The 14,803-nt window shown below is 66.9% G+C and carries 13 protein-coding genes and 1 pseudogene; 5 read left to right on the top strand and 9 right to left on the bottom strand.

Annotated elements, in window-relative coordinates:
• Nucleotides 1–81: 81 nt before the first annotated feature.
• The gene (locus tag A5753_RS02735; protein ID WP_067123103.1) at nt 82–357 is read left to right on the top strand and encodes a hypothetical protein; all 276 of its coding nucleotides are present in this window, start codon (nt 82–84) and stop codon (nt 355–357) included.
• Here the strand turns inward: A5753_RS02735 and dnaG are convergent.
• The 3 genes from dnaG to A5753_RS02720 all read right to left on the bottom strand — a co-directional run bounded on the left by dnaG (nt 341) and on the right by A5753_RS02720 (nt 4,279).
• Complete coding sequence (gene dnaG, locus A5753_RS02730) at nt 341–2,299, bottom strand: DNA primase (protein WP_067123100.1); 1,959 nt, start codon at nt 2,297–2,299, stop codon at nt 341–343. The two genes, A5753_RS02735 and dnaG, sit on opposite strands and share 17 nt — an antisense overlap.
• 29 nt (nt 2,300–2,328) lie before the next feature.
• On the bottom strand, nt 2,329–2,946 hold the full coding sequence (locus A5753_RS02725) for a superoxide dismutase family protein (RefSeq protein WP_067123098.1): 618 nt from the start codon (nt 2,944–2,946) through the stop codon (nt 2,329–2,331).
• 67 nt (nt 2,947–3,013) lie between these two features.
• Nucleotides 3,014–4,279, bottom strand: a complete 1,266-nt coding sequence (locus A5753_RS02720) for a deoxyguanosinetriphosphate triphosphohydrolase (RefSeq protein ID WP_067123096.1) — start codon at nt 4,277–4,279, stop codon at nt 3,014–3,016.
• Nucleotides 4,280–4,422: 143 nt separating this feature from the next.
• Between A5753_RS02720 and A5753_RS02715 the strand changes: the two genes are divergently transcribed.
• Nucleotides 4,423–6,411, top strand: a complete 1,989-nt coding sequence (locus tag A5753_RS02715; RefSeq protein ID WP_067123093.1) for a TPM domain-containing protein — start codon at nt 4,423–4,425, stop codon at nt 6,409–6,411.
• A 158-nt stretch (nt 6,412–6,569) separates the two neighbouring features.
• On the opposite strand, the pseudogene A5753_RS24695 reads toward A5753_RS02715, so the two are convergent.
• The 3 genes and pseudogenes from A5753_RS24695 to A5753_RS02705 all read right to left on the bottom strand — a co-directional run.
• Nucleotides 6,570–6,729: pseudogene (locus tag A5753_RS24695) on the bottom strand (hypothetical protein); the annotation flags it as partial.
• Nucleotides 6,730–7,249: 520 nt separating this feature from the next.
• Nucleotides 7,250–8,479, bottom strand: a complete 1,230-nt coding sequence (locus tag A5753_RS02710; RefSeq protein ID WP_067123155.1) for a PPE family protein — start codon at nt 8,477–8,479, stop codon at nt 7,250–7,252.
• A 240-nt stretch (nt 8,480–8,719) separates the two neighbouring features.
• Nucleotides 8,720–10,111, bottom strand: coding sequence for a glycine--tRNA ligase (locus A5753_RS02705; protein WP_067123153.1), 1,392 nt, complete (start codon nt 10,109–10,111; stop codon nt 8,720–8,722).
• A gap of 192 nt (nt 10,112–10,303) precedes the next feature.
• Between A5753_RS02705 and A5753_RS02700 the strand changes: the two genes are divergently transcribed.
• Together A5753_RS02700 and A5753_RS02695 are read left to right on the top strand one after the other, a co-directional pair.
• Nucleotides 10,304–10,723 (top strand): helix-turn-helix transcriptional regulator, encoded by a 420-nt coding sequence (locus tag A5753_RS02700; protein WP_156655901.1) that lies wholly within the window; start codon nt 10,304–10,306, stop codon nt 10,721–10,723.
• Nucleotides 10,720–11,115 carry a Fur family transcriptional regulator gene (locus A5753_RS02695; protein WP_067123087.1) on the top strand — a complete coding sequence of 132 codons (396 nt, stop codon included), beginning with the start codon at nt 10,720–10,722 and terminating at the stop codon, nt 11,113–11,115. The genes A5753_RS02700 and A5753_RS02695 overlap by 4 nt, the downstream gene beginning before the upstream one ends.
• Before the next feature lie 4 nt (nt 11,116–11,119).
• Here A5753_RS02695 and A5753_RS02690 read toward each other — a convergent pair whose 3' ends face one another.
• From A5753_RS02690 to recO, 3 genes are read right to left on the bottom strand one after another with little or no spacing between them, the layout of a single operon-like run.
• The gene (locus A5753_RS02690; RefSeq protein ID WP_067123085.1) at nt 11,120–11,548 is read right to left on the bottom strand and encodes a hypothetical protein; all 429 of its coding nucleotides are present in this window, start codon (nt 11,546–11,548) and stop codon (nt 11,120–11,122) included.
• Nucleotides 11,548–12,414, bottom strand: coding sequence for a decaprenyl diphosphate synthase (locus A5753_RS02685; protein ID WP_067123150.1), 867 nt, complete (start codon nt 12,412–12,414; stop codon nt 11,548–11,550). Before A5753_RS02685 ends, A5753_RS02690 begins: the two co-directional genes overlap by 1 nt.
• Nucleotides 12,415–12,457: 43 nt before the next feature.
• Complete coding sequence (recO, locus tag A5753_RS02680) at nt 12,458–13,255, bottom strand: DNA repair protein RecO (RefSeq protein WP_067123081.1); 798 nt, start codon at nt 13,253–13,255, stop codon at nt 12,458–12,460.
• A 61-nt stretch (nt 13,256–13,316) separates the two neighbouring features.
• On the opposite strand from recO, the gene A5753_RS02675 reads away from it, so the two are divergent.
• Nucleotides 13,317–14,801, top strand: a complete 1,485-nt coding sequence (locus A5753_RS02675; protein WP_067123078.1) for an amidase — start codon at nt 13,317–13,319, stop codon at nt 14,799–14,801.
• The last annotated feature ends 2 nt before the right edge of the window (nt 14,802–14,803 follow it).

Below are 14,803 nucleotides of genomic sequence, written 5' to 3'. Positions count from 1 at the left end.
CCGCCCCGATCGCAAGCGCGGCGCAGCGGGTCGCCCGCCGGTGAGGCAGGATGGAAGCCATCGATCGTCGGGAGGAACGTTTTGATCCGGTATGTCGTGGTGCTTGGGCTGGGTTACGTGCTGGGCTCGAAGGGCGGCCGTCGCCGGTACGAGCAGCTCGTCGGCACCTATCGCGCGCTGACCAGCAGTCCGGTGGCCAAGTCAATGATCGAAGGGGGACGCCGCAAGGTCGCTAATCGGATCTCCCCCGACGCCGGTTTCGTCACGCTGAAGGAGATCGACGACCAGACGGCCATCATGGAACGCGACGTCGAGGGCTCGGCCGACGCGCTGGCGCCGTCTAATCGCCGCCGCTAGCCTGCTCCAACAGACTGCGGCGGTAGGACTCCATCGCCACCAGGTCCCCGAATAGGGCGTGGTACTCGTCGCCCTGGTCGATCGGCGACATGCGCTGCAATTTCGACTTCACTTCCGCGATCTGCCGACCCATCCACACCTCTTGCAGCCGGGCCAGCACACCGCCGATGTAGCGCGGCAGCTTCTCCTCGTCGACCTGGATGGCCTCCACACCCAACTCGCTGGCGAGGCCGGCCGTCAGGGGCGAGGAGGCCTGATCGCGCACCGCCTCGATCCACTGCCCGCCCGTGACCCCGCTGGACGTACCGCCCGCGGTCTCGATCGCCGCGCGGATGGCCGCGTACCCGGGATGGGTGAAGCTTTCGACGGTCAGCGTGTCGAACACCGGCCCCGCGAACGCCGGGTACTGCAAGGCCGCCTTGAGCGCCTCCCGTTGTGGCCACAGGGTGGGGTCACGTGGGTCCGGGCGGCTGGCGGCGGCCTGGGCTGCGTCCGGCGGCCGCTCGGCCGCGCGGCGGGAAGCCTTTGGGTGGCCAGAACCGCCGCGGGCCTGGATGTTGGTGGTTTTGGCCTGCCTGCGCACCCGGTCGATGACCTGCGCGACGTCGTCCCAGCCGACCCACCCCGCGAGCTGACGGGCGTACTCGTCGCGCAGGGTCGGGTCCTTGATCTGGCTCACCATCGGCACGCAGCGGCGCAAGGCGGCAACCCGGCCCTCGGCGCTGTCCAGATCCATCTCGGCGAGCGCCGAGCGGATCGCGAATTCGAATAGCGGCGTTCGCCGCGCCACCAGATCGCGCAGGGCGCCGTCGCCGGATTTAAGCCGCAGGTCGCAGGGATCCATGCCGTCGGGCGCGACGGCCACAAACGACTGCCCGGCCAGGTTCTGCTCGCCGCCGAAGGCCTTGAGCGCGGCGGCCCGCCCGGCCGCGTCGCCGTCGAAGACATAGATCAGTTCGCCGCGAAAGAAGCTGTCGTCCATCATCAGTCGGCGCAGCATCGACAGATGCTCGTCGCCGAACGCGGTGCCACACGAGGCGACCGCGGTGGTGACCCCGCTCAGATGCATCGCCATCACGTCGGTATAGCCCTCGACGACGACGGCCTGGTGTCCCTTGGCGATGTCGCGTTTGGCCAAGTCGATGCCGAACATCACGTTCGACTTCTTGTACAGCACCGTCTCCGGCGTGTTGATGTACTTGGCTTCCATCGGATCGTCGTCGAACAGCCGCCGGGCACCGAAACCGATCACCTCGCCGGACGAACTACGGATCGGCCACAACAACCGGCGATGGAAGCGGTCCATCGGTCCGCGACGCCCCTGCCGCGACAGGCCGGCCGCTTCCAGCTCTTTGAACTCGAAACCCTTGCGCACCAAGTGCTTTGTCAGAGAATCCCAGCCCGACGGTGCGAATCCGCAACCGAAGCGACGGGCCGCCTCGGCGTCGAAGTTCCGCTCGGTCAGGTACTGCCGCGCCGGTGCTGCCTCGGCGGATTCCAGCGCCGCCGCATAGAACTCCGCCGCGGCCGCGTTGGCCGCGACGAGCCGGCTGCGACTACCGCGGTCGCGCTGCACGCTGGTCGCCGGGCCGGAGTAATTGATGGTGTGGCCGATCCGGTCGGCGAGTAGTTCGACCGCCTCGACGAAGCTGACGTGTTCGATCTTCTGGATGAACGCGTACACGTCGCCGCCCTCACCACAGCCGAAGCAGTGAAAGTGGCCGTGGTTGGGGCGGACGTGAAACGACGGCGACTTCTCGTCGTGGAACGGACACAGGCCCTTGAGTGAATCGGCGCCGGCGCGCCGCAATTGGACGTAATCGCCGATGACTTCGTCGATGCGCACCCGTTCGCGGATGGCCGCGATGTCGCGGTCGGGAATCCGGCCGCGTCCCCGGGCACGGCCATCGCCCTCCGCGCGTGAACCTGCCGGGCTTGACATCGGCTCAGTCTAAGGCGCGACGGCGGAAGCTAGCCGGTACCGATGACACCGCAGGCGACCCGATCCATCGCGTTCTCGCTGTCCTGGGCGCCGTGCAGCATCAGCGCGGTCTTGTTGCCCGCCAGCAGATCGTCCCGATTGAACGAATCGGTGGTGGTGACCAGATATGCCGAGCCGTCCTGGCGGACCTCGAGCGACGTCAGATCGCCGCTTTCCGGCTTACCGGTGTGGCCCGGGGCCTGGTAATGACCGCCGGCGGACAGGAAGTTTCCGGGTGCACCGCCGGTCGGAGCCACCGAGTTCGGCTCGCACTTGCCGATCTCGTGGACGTGCAGGCCGTGGATGCCGGGCGTCAGGATGCCCGGCGCCGCCGTCTTCACGGTGACGGTCACATAGCCGCCGGTGAAGTCGAAGGTGGCGGTGGCCGCCGAGCGACCATCGGGCGTCTTGAGTTCCGCACTGAGCGAGCCGCCAGCGGGTGCCGGGGTGGTCGTCTCACTGGACGACGTCGGAGCGCCGCTTTTCACCGGAGGCGTGGTGCCCGGTTGGATGCTCGCATGCTGCGGTGAACTGCAGGCAGTCATGGCGACGATGGGAAGTCCCATCAAGAAGGAGACCACGAAGGGCGAGCCGCTGAATTTCTTCATGTCGGGGAGCCTAGCTCGCGGCGGCTCCGCTGATCCCCGGACGGGACGACTTGATGCCCACCGGCGACTACGGCCGCACCTGGCGGATGTCGATGCGTTCGAGCCGGTCCTCGGTATACGACGCGATCTGATCGACGATGACCCGCCACCGGCCGGCGTCGTCGGCAGCGGTGGTGAAGGCCGCAGCAAATATCGGGTCGAGCGTTCGGGGGGCCCCGGCATACAGCCAGTGCGCCACCCGATGGATGCGTTCACGCTGTCCGGCTTGGGTTTTCTGATGCCGCGGATCGGACATGATGAATTGCAGCGCCAGGATTTTCAGCAAGGCGACCTCGGCACGCACCAGGTCGGGAACTTGCAACTCGGCCCGGTAACGCACCAGCGGTCCGGGACCGGCCGCGGCGCGCGTGGAGGCAATGGCGGCCGCGGCGAACCTGCCGACCAGCTCACTGGTCAACCGCTTCAGCGCGACCGAAGCCGCGAGCGTGGCGTCGTACTTGCCGACGGACGCGACCACCGGCAGCGCGGAGAGCCGCCGCGCGGCCGCCATGAGGTCGTCGGCACGCACCCGGGAAGATTCGGTCTCGCCCAGCTCGGCCAAAGCGGCGACCTCGTCATCATCGGCGAGCACCCGCAGGTCGATGCGTTGCGACACCACACCGTCCTCGACGTCGTGCACGGAATACGCCACATCGTCGGCCCAATCCATCACCTGCGCTTCCAGGCACATCCGGCCCTCCGGAGCACCCGCCCGAACCCAGGCGGCCGGCTCGCGGTCTTCGTCGTAGTACCCGAACTTTCGCTGCCCGTTGCCGCGGGGCCACGGATACTTGGTGACCGCGTCCAGCGACGCGCGAGTCAGATTCAGCCCCGCGCTATTGCCTTGCGCATCAAGAACTTTGGGCTCGAGGCTGGTCAGGATTCGAAAGTTCTGGGCATTGCCCTCGAAGCCGCCGTATTCTTTTGCGACCTCATCGAGCGCGCTCTCACCGTTGTGGCCGTAGGGGGGGTGGCCGATATCGTGGGCCAGTCCCGCCAACTCGACCAGGTCGAGATCGCAGCCCAACCCGATGGCCATCCCCCGCCCAATTTGGGCCACCTCGAGCGAGTGCGTCAGCCGGGTGCGCGGCGTGTCACCCTCTCGGGGCCCGACCACCTGGGTCTTGTCGGCCAGCCGGCGCAACGCGGCGCTGTGCAGAACCCGCGCCCGATCGCGGGCGAAGTCGGTACGGTGCTGGCCCTCGGTACCCGGCAGGCCCGCAGTCTTCGGCGCTTCGGCCACCCGTCGCTGACGGTCGAAGTCGTCGTATGGGTCATGCTGATTCCCGGTCACCGACGCACAGTCTGCCAGGGATTGGCTGCCGAAGTCCGCCTCGACGCGGGCCCCCTGACGTATGTCACCGCGGGCCTTTGCCCAACGGTCCCCCTCCTCATCACGCCTACTGGCCTGCGTCGTCGCGGGGCTAGATTGGCCCTATGCGCTTCGCTCGCCTGATCGCGCTGATCGCGACGATCCTCACCGTCGGCTTCGGCAGTGGGTTGGTGCTGGCGGCGCCCGCCCGCGCGCAGCCACCATTCCGGTTGGCCGACTACATCACTGACAACGCGGGGGCACTGTCGGATTCCGGGCGCAGCGCGGTGAAGGCCGCCCTGAACCGGCTGTACACCGACCGCCACATCCGGCTGTGGGTGGTCTACGTCGACGACTTCTCCGGGCAACCCGCGGCCGGATGGGCACAACGCACCGTGCGCAGCAGCGACCTGGGCGACTACGACGCGCTGCTGGCCGTCGGCACCATCAGTCGTCAGTACGCCTTCCTGGTGCCGTCCACGATCAAGAGCGTCAACGCGAACCAGGTCGACAAGTTGCGGCGCAACGGGATCGAGCCCGCCCTGCACAACGGCGATTGGAGCGGCGCCGCGGTGGCGGCGGCCAACGGCCTGGACACCTCGCCGGGCTCGTCGGGCCGGGTGGCGCTGCTCGTCGTATTGGCCGGCATCCTCGTCGCGCTGGCAGTCTTGTTGCTGGTCATGCGCTATCGCGGCAGGCGCCGCCGCGCCGCGGCGCTGGCCGCGGCACGCCGTGTCGATCCCACCGACGCCGGCGCGCTGGCCGAGGTGCCGCCCCAGGCACTCGATGACCTCTCCCGCGCCTTGGTGGTGGACGTCGACAATGCGATACGCACCAGCGCCAACGAATTGGATCTGGCGGTCGCAGAATTCGGTGAAGACCGCACCCAGCCATTCATACAAGCAGTGACGAACGCCAAAGCGGCTCTGTCCCAAGCATTTACAATCCGGCAGCAGCTCGACGACGCGATCCCCGAAACACCGGCGCAGCGCCGCGACCTGCTCACCCGGGTGATCGTCTCGGCGGCGCGCGCCGACCGCGAACTGGAGTCACAAACCGAGGCATTCGAGAAGTTGCGCGATTTGGTGATCAACGCCCCCACCCGCCTGGACTCGCTGACGCAGCAGTACGTCGAACTCACCACCCGCACAGGGCCGGCCGAACAACGACTTGCCGCACTGCACAAGGACTTCAGCGCTGGCGCGCTGACTTCGGTGTCCGGCAATGTCACGACCGCCACGGAGCGGCTGGCGTTCGCCGACCGCAACATCGGCACTGCCCGTGAGCTTGCCGCCCACGCCGTCAGCGGACAACAATCCCGTCTGGTCGACGCCGTGCGGGCCGCCGAATCAGCGCTGGGCCAAGCACGCGCGTTGCTCGACGCGGTCGACCACGCGGCAGGCGACATTCAGCACGCGATCGACCGGCTGCCGTCGGCGATGAACGACATCCAGAACGACATCACACGCGCAGACGACCTGCTGCAGAAGGCATCGAACGTCAAAACTGCGCACGCCAGTGAGCTGGTCGCGGCGCGCGACGCGGCCATCAGGGCCGTCGAAAGCGCACGAGCCGGTGCTTCCGACGATCCTTTGGGCGAGTTCGGACAGCTGACCAAGGCGGACGCGAATCTCAACGGAGTATTGGCCACGCTAGCCGAGGAGCAGGCCGCCGCCGAACAGCTGAACCGGTCATTAGAGCAGGCGTTGTTCACCGCGCGGTCGCGGGTGCGTGCGGTGTCGGACTACGTCGACACGCGTCGGGGCAGCATCGGTCCCGACGCACGCACCCGGCTGGCCGAAGCCAAGCGGCATCTGCAGGCCGCGCAGGACAAACGATCGACACTGCCGACCGAGGCGATCGCCCACGCCAATGCGGCGTCGACGCTGGCTGCCACGGCGCAATCCCTGGCCAATGACGACGTGCAACTGGCCCAGCGGGCTTACATGGGCCGCGGCGGCAGCGACATGGGTGCGATGCTCGGCGGGATCATCATCGGCAATGTCCTCGGTGGCGGCATGCGGGGCGGATTCGGCGGCTGGAGCCCGACGTCGTTCGGCGGCAGCCCAAGTGGGTCCGGCGGCGGTTTCATGGGTGGCGGCGGTCGATTCTGAACAGTGCCTGACGCCGGCGGCTTCGGGCCCTCAGCCGGCGGCCGGGGAGTGTGGTATCACGCCAGGGGCACGCCGCCTGGTGTCGTTTTCCCATCCGCTACGCGCACCATCTGTAGCCGACGGTGGGTCGGCATCGTCGGGCATCTCTTCGGGACCTTCGGCGCTGACTTCCGGCTTCGGCGCCCAGTGGTCATAGTCATCTGGCGGCACGACCACGCCCCACTTGAGTGGGACCGACAGGCCGCCGAGCACGCCGGACTCACCTCGAACTGCCGACACCGTGTCATCCGGCAACGGCGAACCGAGCGGCAAAAGCACCCCTGCCCCCTTCCACAGCCGACTAGAGCGTTCGGGCGCTGTGGCGAATCGAATTCACACCCACCGGTTCACATCGTAAGACAAACTGAAGAAAATGAGCGGAATTTGTTGATTCTATTTTTGTCGAGCACATCCTCAACGGTGCGCGACCCCGTCGCCGGCGCCGCGACCACAGCCGCCCAGCGCCGTCACTCGCAAGGAGGATACCGATCGCCCGGCGGTTGGTTCGAAGCCTTGTGCGACAGGACGCTGATTCGAAATCTGTTTATGCACAATAATTTAGGGGTGTTATCGAGGTTCACTTCGATGACGGGACGAGGTTGTTTGTCGCGTCGCGGTAGTCGGTTCTCGTCCGGCTCTTCCGGTGAACGAGTAGAGCGGCGGCGAGTTTTACCAGGCGCATCAGATGAATTCCGCATGGCGATAGAACGCTTGTTCCCATCCATATCGACAAATCCCGAAAGTATTAATTCTGGCCGATTTGCACAATATGCACGCGTGCAACAGCAGCACCGTCGCGCTATCCGCGCCGGTTGCGCGGAACTACTTTGGGACGAGATCTCACCACCTGCGCCCTGGTCGCGCGGTCCTCGCCCTCGGGTCGCTTCTCGTCCACCGGCATCGCCGCCATCGGCGCGCCATTGCCCGACCCGGTTGCCGCCGCTGCAACCGGCGCCGCAGAGCCCGCACCCGACATCGCGGGTGCGGCGATGTAAGCCGGCATCGATCCTTGCCACGCGGCGGGCACAGACATCGACCCGACGAACCGCGCGCTACCCAGCCCGGCCGTCGCAACGCCGAGGGCGCCCAGCCCCCCACCGGTCAGCGGCTGCAGGTCGGTCAGCGCGCTACCCGCGCTATGCGGCGCGTTGGGAGGCGCGCTGGCGGCACCGACCAACGCTGGTGCCAGCGACGGCGCCGACGCGGGTGTCGCCGCCGGGCCGGCACTTTGGGCGAGCGTCACCATGGGCGTCATCAACGCGGTTGCCGGGTACGCTCCGGCCTGCGCGGTAGTCGTCAATGCGGCCACCGGCGTCGACGACAGCAGCGACGTCAACGACGAGACGGCCGGCGAGAGCGCCGAAAACACCGACTGCAGCTGAGTGGCGAACGCGGTGCCCAACGAGGACAAGCTCTGAAGAAACGGCGACGCGAAACTCAGGGGTGCGGTCACCAATCCGGCCAGATCCGCCACATCCGCGGACGGCGCGTCACCCCCGAGGGCCGCGGGCGGCGCGCTGAAATTCGGCAATGCCTGGGCCATCGATTGCGCCCCGGCCTGATAGCCCAACATCGCGGCCACATCCTGCGCCCACATCTCGATGTACTCGAGCTCGGTCTGTGCGATCGCCGCAGTGTTCACGCCCAAAAAGTTCGTCGCTATCAAGACGAGCAGTCGGGCCCGATTCGCCAGCACCTCCGGCAGCGGCACGGTCGCCACCAGAGCCCCCTCGTAAGCCAGGGCCGCCATCCGGGCCTGCCATGCCGCCACCTCTGCCTGCGCCGCAGCAAGGAGCAGCCATTCCACGTAAGGGGCCGCGGCCGCGGTCATCGACGTCGACGACGGCCCCCGCCAGGGACCGCTGGCCAGATCCGAAACCACGGTGTTGAAAGACGATGCCGAGGACGACAGCTCGGCCGCCAACCCATCCCACGCCGAGGCCGCCTCGAACAGGGGTCCGGACCCCGGGCCGCCAAATATCAAGGCCGAGTTGATCTCAGGAGGGAAGAACACAAACGCGGGAATCAATCGCAAACCCCAACCGACCGAGTCAACGGCTACTGTCGTGGGCGGTTCGACGTCCACCCGCGGCCATTAGCCACCTACTTTTGCCCCAGAAGGGGATCTTAAGGCACCCATGCGGGAAAGGCCGAATCTTACCCAACCTTATTTCGCAACACCCGGCGCCGGTGACGACGCATCGCCACGCGGGCGCGACCACCAGTTGTGCCGGACAGAAATCTGAAAGACGACACGAGGGGAAGGCGACTAACAGCCCTTGAGGCGCACCGCCAAATACTCGGAGACGGCATTGATCGCGACCCGTTCCTGGGACATGTCATCACGCCGGCGCACGGTCACGGCGTTGTCCTCGAGTGAGTCGAAATCCACCGTCACGCAGAACGGTGTGCCAATCTCGTCCTGACGCCGATAACGGCGCCCGATCGCGCCGGCGTCGTCGAAGTCGATATTCCAGAATTTGCGTAGCTCGGCGGCTAAGTCTCGCGCTTTGGGACTCAAGTCGGCGTGCCGGGACAGCGGAAGCACCGCGGCCTTGACCGGAGACAGGCGTGGGTCGAGGCGCAGCACCGTGCGTTTCTCCATCTTGCCCTTGGCATTCGGGGCTTCGTCCTCCACGTACGCGTCGATCAAGAACGCCATGAACGACCGCGTCAGGCCGGCGGCCGGCTCGATGACATAAGGGGTGTACCGGGTGTCGGTGACCTGGTCGTAGAACGACAGGTCGACGCCGGAATGCTTTGCATGCGTCGACAAGTCGAAATCGGTGCGGTTGGCAACGCCTTCCAACTCGCCCCACGGATTACCGGCGAAACCGAACTTGTACTCGATATCGACGGTGCGATCGGAGTAGTGCGACAGCTTGTCGGCCGGATGTTCAAATAACCGCAAGTTCTCCGGGTCGATGCCCAGCTCGACATACCATTGCAGCCGGGTGTCAATCCAGTACTGATGCCATTCCTTCGCGGTCGATGGCTCGACGAAGAATTCCATTTCCATTTGTTCGAACTCGCGGGTTCGGAAAATGAAGTTGCCCGGGGTGATCTCGTTGCGGAAGCTCTTGCCGATCTGACCGATACCGAAAGGCGGCTTCTTGCGGGCAGTCGTCACCACGTTGGCGAAGTTGACGAAGATGCCCTGCGCGGTCTCCGGGCGCAGATAGTGCAGGCCCTCCTCGGTCTCGATCGGACCCAGGTAGGTCTTGAGCATCATGTTGAACTCGCGCGGCTCTGTCCACTGGCCCGGCTCGCCGGTCTCCGGGTCGCGGATGTCGGCAAGGCCGTTGGGCGGCGGGTGCCCGTGTTTGGCTTCGTAGGCCTCGATGAGATGGTCGGCGCGATAGCGCTTGTGGGTGATCAACGACTCGACCAGCGGGTCGTGGAACACTTCGACGTGGCCGGAGGCCACCCACACTTGCCGCGGCAAGATGATCGATGAATCCAGGCCGACGACGTCGTCGCGACCGCTGACCACCGAACGCCACCACTGCCGCTTGATGTTCTCTTTGAACTCCACCCCCAGCGGGCCGTAATCCCATGCCGACCGGGTGCCGCCGTAGATCTCCCCGGAGGGAAAGACGAAGCCGCGCCGTTTGGCCAGGTTCACTACGGTGTCGATGACGGACGCCACGGGGCGGTGCACTCCCTTTCCGGGTTCGGGCGGGCACGCACGGCGGTCAACCGCGGTGCGCAGAGCATCAGTCATGGTAGCGATCGACGCCGCGGTCTTTGACATGCGTCATCATGCATGTGACAGTGGATGGCAGCCGATAACGACATTCAATGGCGGATACTTTTCCCACTACCTGGCACTTCTCGAGGTGATGCCGCTCCCATGATGACGTCCCCGTCACCTTCTGCCTCGATGCCGGCCGCCGACGACGGCGATGCGGAGCTGGGCGTGGTCGGCCACGACCCCGACGCGCTTGGCGCCGGTGGTTTGGCCGCCTACCCCGTTCCGCCGCCGCGCGACATCCTCGACGCCGCCGGTGAGTTGTTGCGCGCGCTGGCCGCGCCCGTGCGAATCGCCATCGTGTTGCAATTGCGCGAGTCCCATCGCTGCGTGCACGAGCTGGTGGATGCGCTCGGCGTGCCCCAGCCGCTGGTCAGCCAGCATCTGAAGATTCTCAAGGCGGCCGGGGTGGTCACCGGGGAGCGATCCGGTCGCGAAGTGCTGTATCGGCTCGCCGATCATCACCTGGCGCACATCGTGGTGGACGCCGTCGCGCACGCCAGTGAGGAGCCGCGCCAATGACCGGAACCAGCGTCCGCTCTACCCGGCAGCGCGCGGCGATCTCCACGCTCCTGGAGACGCTCGACGAGTTCCGCTCCGCCCAAGAACTGCACGACGAGCTGCGCCGCCGCGGCGAGAACATCGGCCTGACCACCGTTTACCGCACGCTGCAGTCGATGGCCGCGGCCGGGATGATCGACACGCTGCGCACCGATACCGGCGAGTCGGTCTACCGCAGGTGTTCCGAGCACCATCACCACCACCTGGTCTGCCGCAGCTGCGGCGCCACCATCGAGGTGGGCGATCACGAGGTCGAGGAGTGGGCGGCGGAAGTGGCCGCCAAACATGGCTTCTCAGACGTCAGCCACACCATCGAAATCTTCGGTACCTGTTCGGAATGCGACGGCCGATAGCCGATTACGCCATCAGCGCCCGACGTATGCCGGCGCCGGTGTCCAGCACCAACAGGATCAGCGTCCTTAGCGCTTCGTCTGTCAAGCCCCCGCCGGGGAAATTGTAGCGCAGCATTACATCGGCGGTTTTCGCCGCGCCCTTGCCCGAATTACGTTGCACGGCCTTCTCGTTGAGCTTCTCGATCAGGGTCACGCTGCCGAAATTGCTGTCCCGGGCCTGCGCGGCGATCTGCTCGCTGACCTTCTTGGTCAGCGACAGATCCCACGCCAGGATCTGGGTGAGCGACACCAGGTCGAGGCCCTCGGCGATGTTCACTACCCGCAACGAGGCGATGGTGCCGTCGTGGCGCACCGTGACCGCGCCGTCGGGCTCCTCCTCGAGCGGAAGGACGTCGCCGAGTATCGAGGCCAGCCGTTCCTGTAGCGATGGCATTATGCGCTCCCGAATCTGCGGTTGCGAGAAGCGTATTCCTCACACGCCGCCCATAGGTCGCGGCGGTCATAGTCGGGCCACAGCTTGTCCTGAAAAACGTACTCGGCATACGCGGCCTGCCACAGCATGAAATTGCTCGACCGATGTTCCCCCGAGGTGCGCAGGAACAGATCCACGTCGGGGATGTCGGGCCGCTGCAGGTGATGTGTCACCGTCGACTCGCTGATGCGTTCCGGGTTCAGCCGGCCGGCGGCGGCCAGGCGCGCGATTTCCTTTGTTGCCTCGGCGATTTCGGCGCGCCCACCGTAGTTGACGCAATAGTTCACGGTGATGACGTCGTTGTCCTTGGTCATGTCTTCGGCGATCGCCAGTTCGTTGATCACGCTGCGCCACAGGCGAGGTCGCGAACCCACCCACCGGATCTTGACCCCGATCGTCTTCAGGTTCACCCGCCGCATCCGCACCACGTCGCGGTTGAACCCCATCAGGAAGCGGACCTCCTCGGGGGAGCGCTTCCAATTTTCCGTGGAGAAGGCGTAGAGGCTGAGCCATTTGATACCGAGTTCGATTGCACCGCAAACGATGTCGATGACTACCGCCTCACCCGCTTTGTGGCCGTCGGTGCGGGTCAGGCCCTGTTGGGTGGCCCAGCGGCCGTTGCCGTCCATCACGATGGCCACATGATTGGGCAGTCGGGCGGCCTCGATTCTGGGCGGGGCCGCCTTGGAGATGTGCTGCGGGGGCCGGCACGGACCCCCATCGCGGGACGGCGGCAGCTCCGGAAAGACGACCGGCCAGGTCGACTTGTCGGGAAACACCGGATAGTCGTCGGGCGCGGGGGGAAGCTGCGGGAAATCGGCTGACACCGTGGGGGGCTCGGCCTTTCGATCCGAACCGCCGGCCCAGAGTTTAGCCACAGTCCATATCCTGCCCGATCAGCGCCGCGCGCTGTTCGGCGATGGTGCGATCGACGTGATACGTCCGTTCCACAAGCGGCAGCGTCTTGAGCTGCCGCTCCAAATGCCACTGCAGGTGCGCGGCCACCAGGCCGCTGACGTAGTTGCGGTGCGATTGCGGCGTTTCTTCGGCGAAGTCCCAATCGCCGTCGTGAAGCGCGGACATCAGGTCCAGCACCCCCGGGGGCGGCGTCGTCGAACCGGCCGGGCGGCAGTGTGCGCAGACGCTGCCGCCGGCGCCGACGTGGAACGCCCGGTGTGGGCCGGGCGTGGCGCACCGGGCGCACTCGCCCAGCGCCGGCGCCCATCCGGCGATGCCCATCGCGCGCAGCAGGTAGGCGTCCAGGAGGAGGCCCCGGGACCGGCGGCCGTCGGCAACCGCCCGCAACGCGCTCACCGTGAGCCCGTGCAGGGCGGGGGCGGGCGCCCGCTCCTCGCCGGCGAGCCGCTCGGCGGTTTCCAGCATGGCGCACCCACAGGTGTAACGGCCGTAGTCGTTGACGATGTCGGTGGCGAACGCGTCGATCGCGACGACCTGGGTGACGATGTCGAGATTGCGGCCGGAATGCAGTTGCACGTCGATGTGCGCGAACGGCTCCAGCCGGGCACCGAATTTGCTGCGGGTGCGGCGCACGCCCTTGGCGACCGCGCGGACCAGCCCGTGATCACGAGTAAGCAAGGTGACGATCCGGTCGGCTTCGCCGAGCTTGTGCTGGCGCAACACAACAGCTCGGTCTCGGTATAGCCGCATCACAATAGTTTTGCACCCCGCCGCGACATTACGGGTATCCGCGCCGTTAGTCTCGTACCCCGTGATCGGCGCTTCTGGCTTGGGTTCCGGGTCCATTTCCGGATCGGGCCACCGGCGCCTGCCCACACTCACTGACCTGCTCTATCAGCTGGCCAGCCGCTCGGTGACATCCACCACTCTGGTAGGTCGCTCCCTGCACGCCATCCACGCCAGCCAGCCCACGCTCAACGCCTTCCGGGTGGTGCTCACCGAGTCGGCGCTGGCCGACGCGGCGGCGGCCGACCGGCGACGCGCGGCCGGGGACACCGCCCCCCTGCTGGGGATCCCGATCGCAGTGAAAGACGACGTTGACGTGGCCGGAGTGCCCACCGCCTTCGGGACCGAGGGATTGGTCGCGCCGGCCACGCACGATGCCGAGGTGGTGCGCCGTCTCAAGGCGGCCGGCGCCGTCATCGTCGGCAAGACGAACACCTGCGAACTCGGCCAATGGCCGTTTACCAGCGGGCCCGGTTTCGGACATACCCGCAACCCGTGGTCGCGCCGGCACACCCCCGGCGGATCGTCGGGCGGCAGCGCCGCGGCCGTGGCGGCGGGCCTGGTCACCGCCGCGATCGGCTCCGACGGCGCCGGCAGCATCCGCATCCCGGCGGCGTGGACACATCTGGTGGGCATCAAGCCGCAGCGTGGACGCATCTCGACCTGGCCGTTGCCGGAGGCGTTCAACGGCATCACGGTCAACGGCGTGCTGGCCAGGACCGTGGCTGATGCGGCGTTGGTGCTCGACGCCGCATCGGGCAACGTCGAGGGCGACCGGCACAAGCCGCCCCCGATTACCGCATCCGATTACGTGGGGAAAGCGCCCGGCCCGCTGAACATCGCGCTGTCCACCCGGTTCCCGTACACGGGCTTCCGGCCGAAGCTGCACCCGGAGATCCTGTCCGCGACGCGAGCCGTCGGCAAGCAACTCGAACTGCTCGGCCACACCGTGGTGTCCGGCAACCCGGATTACGGCATGCGGCTGTCGTGGGACTTCCTCGCCCGGTCCACCTCGGGTCTGCGGGATTGGGAGGAGCGGCTGGGCGACGGCGTCGTGCTTGACCCCCGCACCCAGTCCAACCTGCGCTTGGGCGCCGTCCTGGGACAGGCGATTTTGCGCAGCGCCAGGCGTCACGAAGCGGAAGACCAGCGACGGGTGGGCTCGATCTTCGACATCGTCGACGTCGTCTTGGCGCCGACCACGGCCCAGCCACCGCCGCTGGCGCGCGCCTTCGACCGGTTGAGCGGCTTCGGCACCGACCGCGCCATGATCGCGGCGTGCCCGCTGACGTTCCCGTGGAATGTCCTGGGCTGGCCGTCGATCAACGTGCCGGCCGGCTTCACCTCCGACGGTTTGCCGATCGGAGTCCAACTGATGGGTCCGGCGAACAGTGAGGGCATGCTGATTTCGCTGGCCGCCGAGCTCGAAGCCGTCTGCGGATGGGCTAGCGCACAGCCCCAGTCGTGGTGGGACCAGACCACCGACGCTCCCGGCGCATCGGGGCATTAGCC

The organism is Mycobacterium sp. 852002-51971_SCH5477799-a (assembly GCF_001667145.1).
In the GTDB taxonomy this organism is placed as follows: Bacteria; Actinomycetota; Actinomycetes; order Mycobacteriales; family Mycobacteriaceae; genus Mycobacterium.
This window is presented reverse-complemented; position numbering and strand designations above follow the sequence as displayed.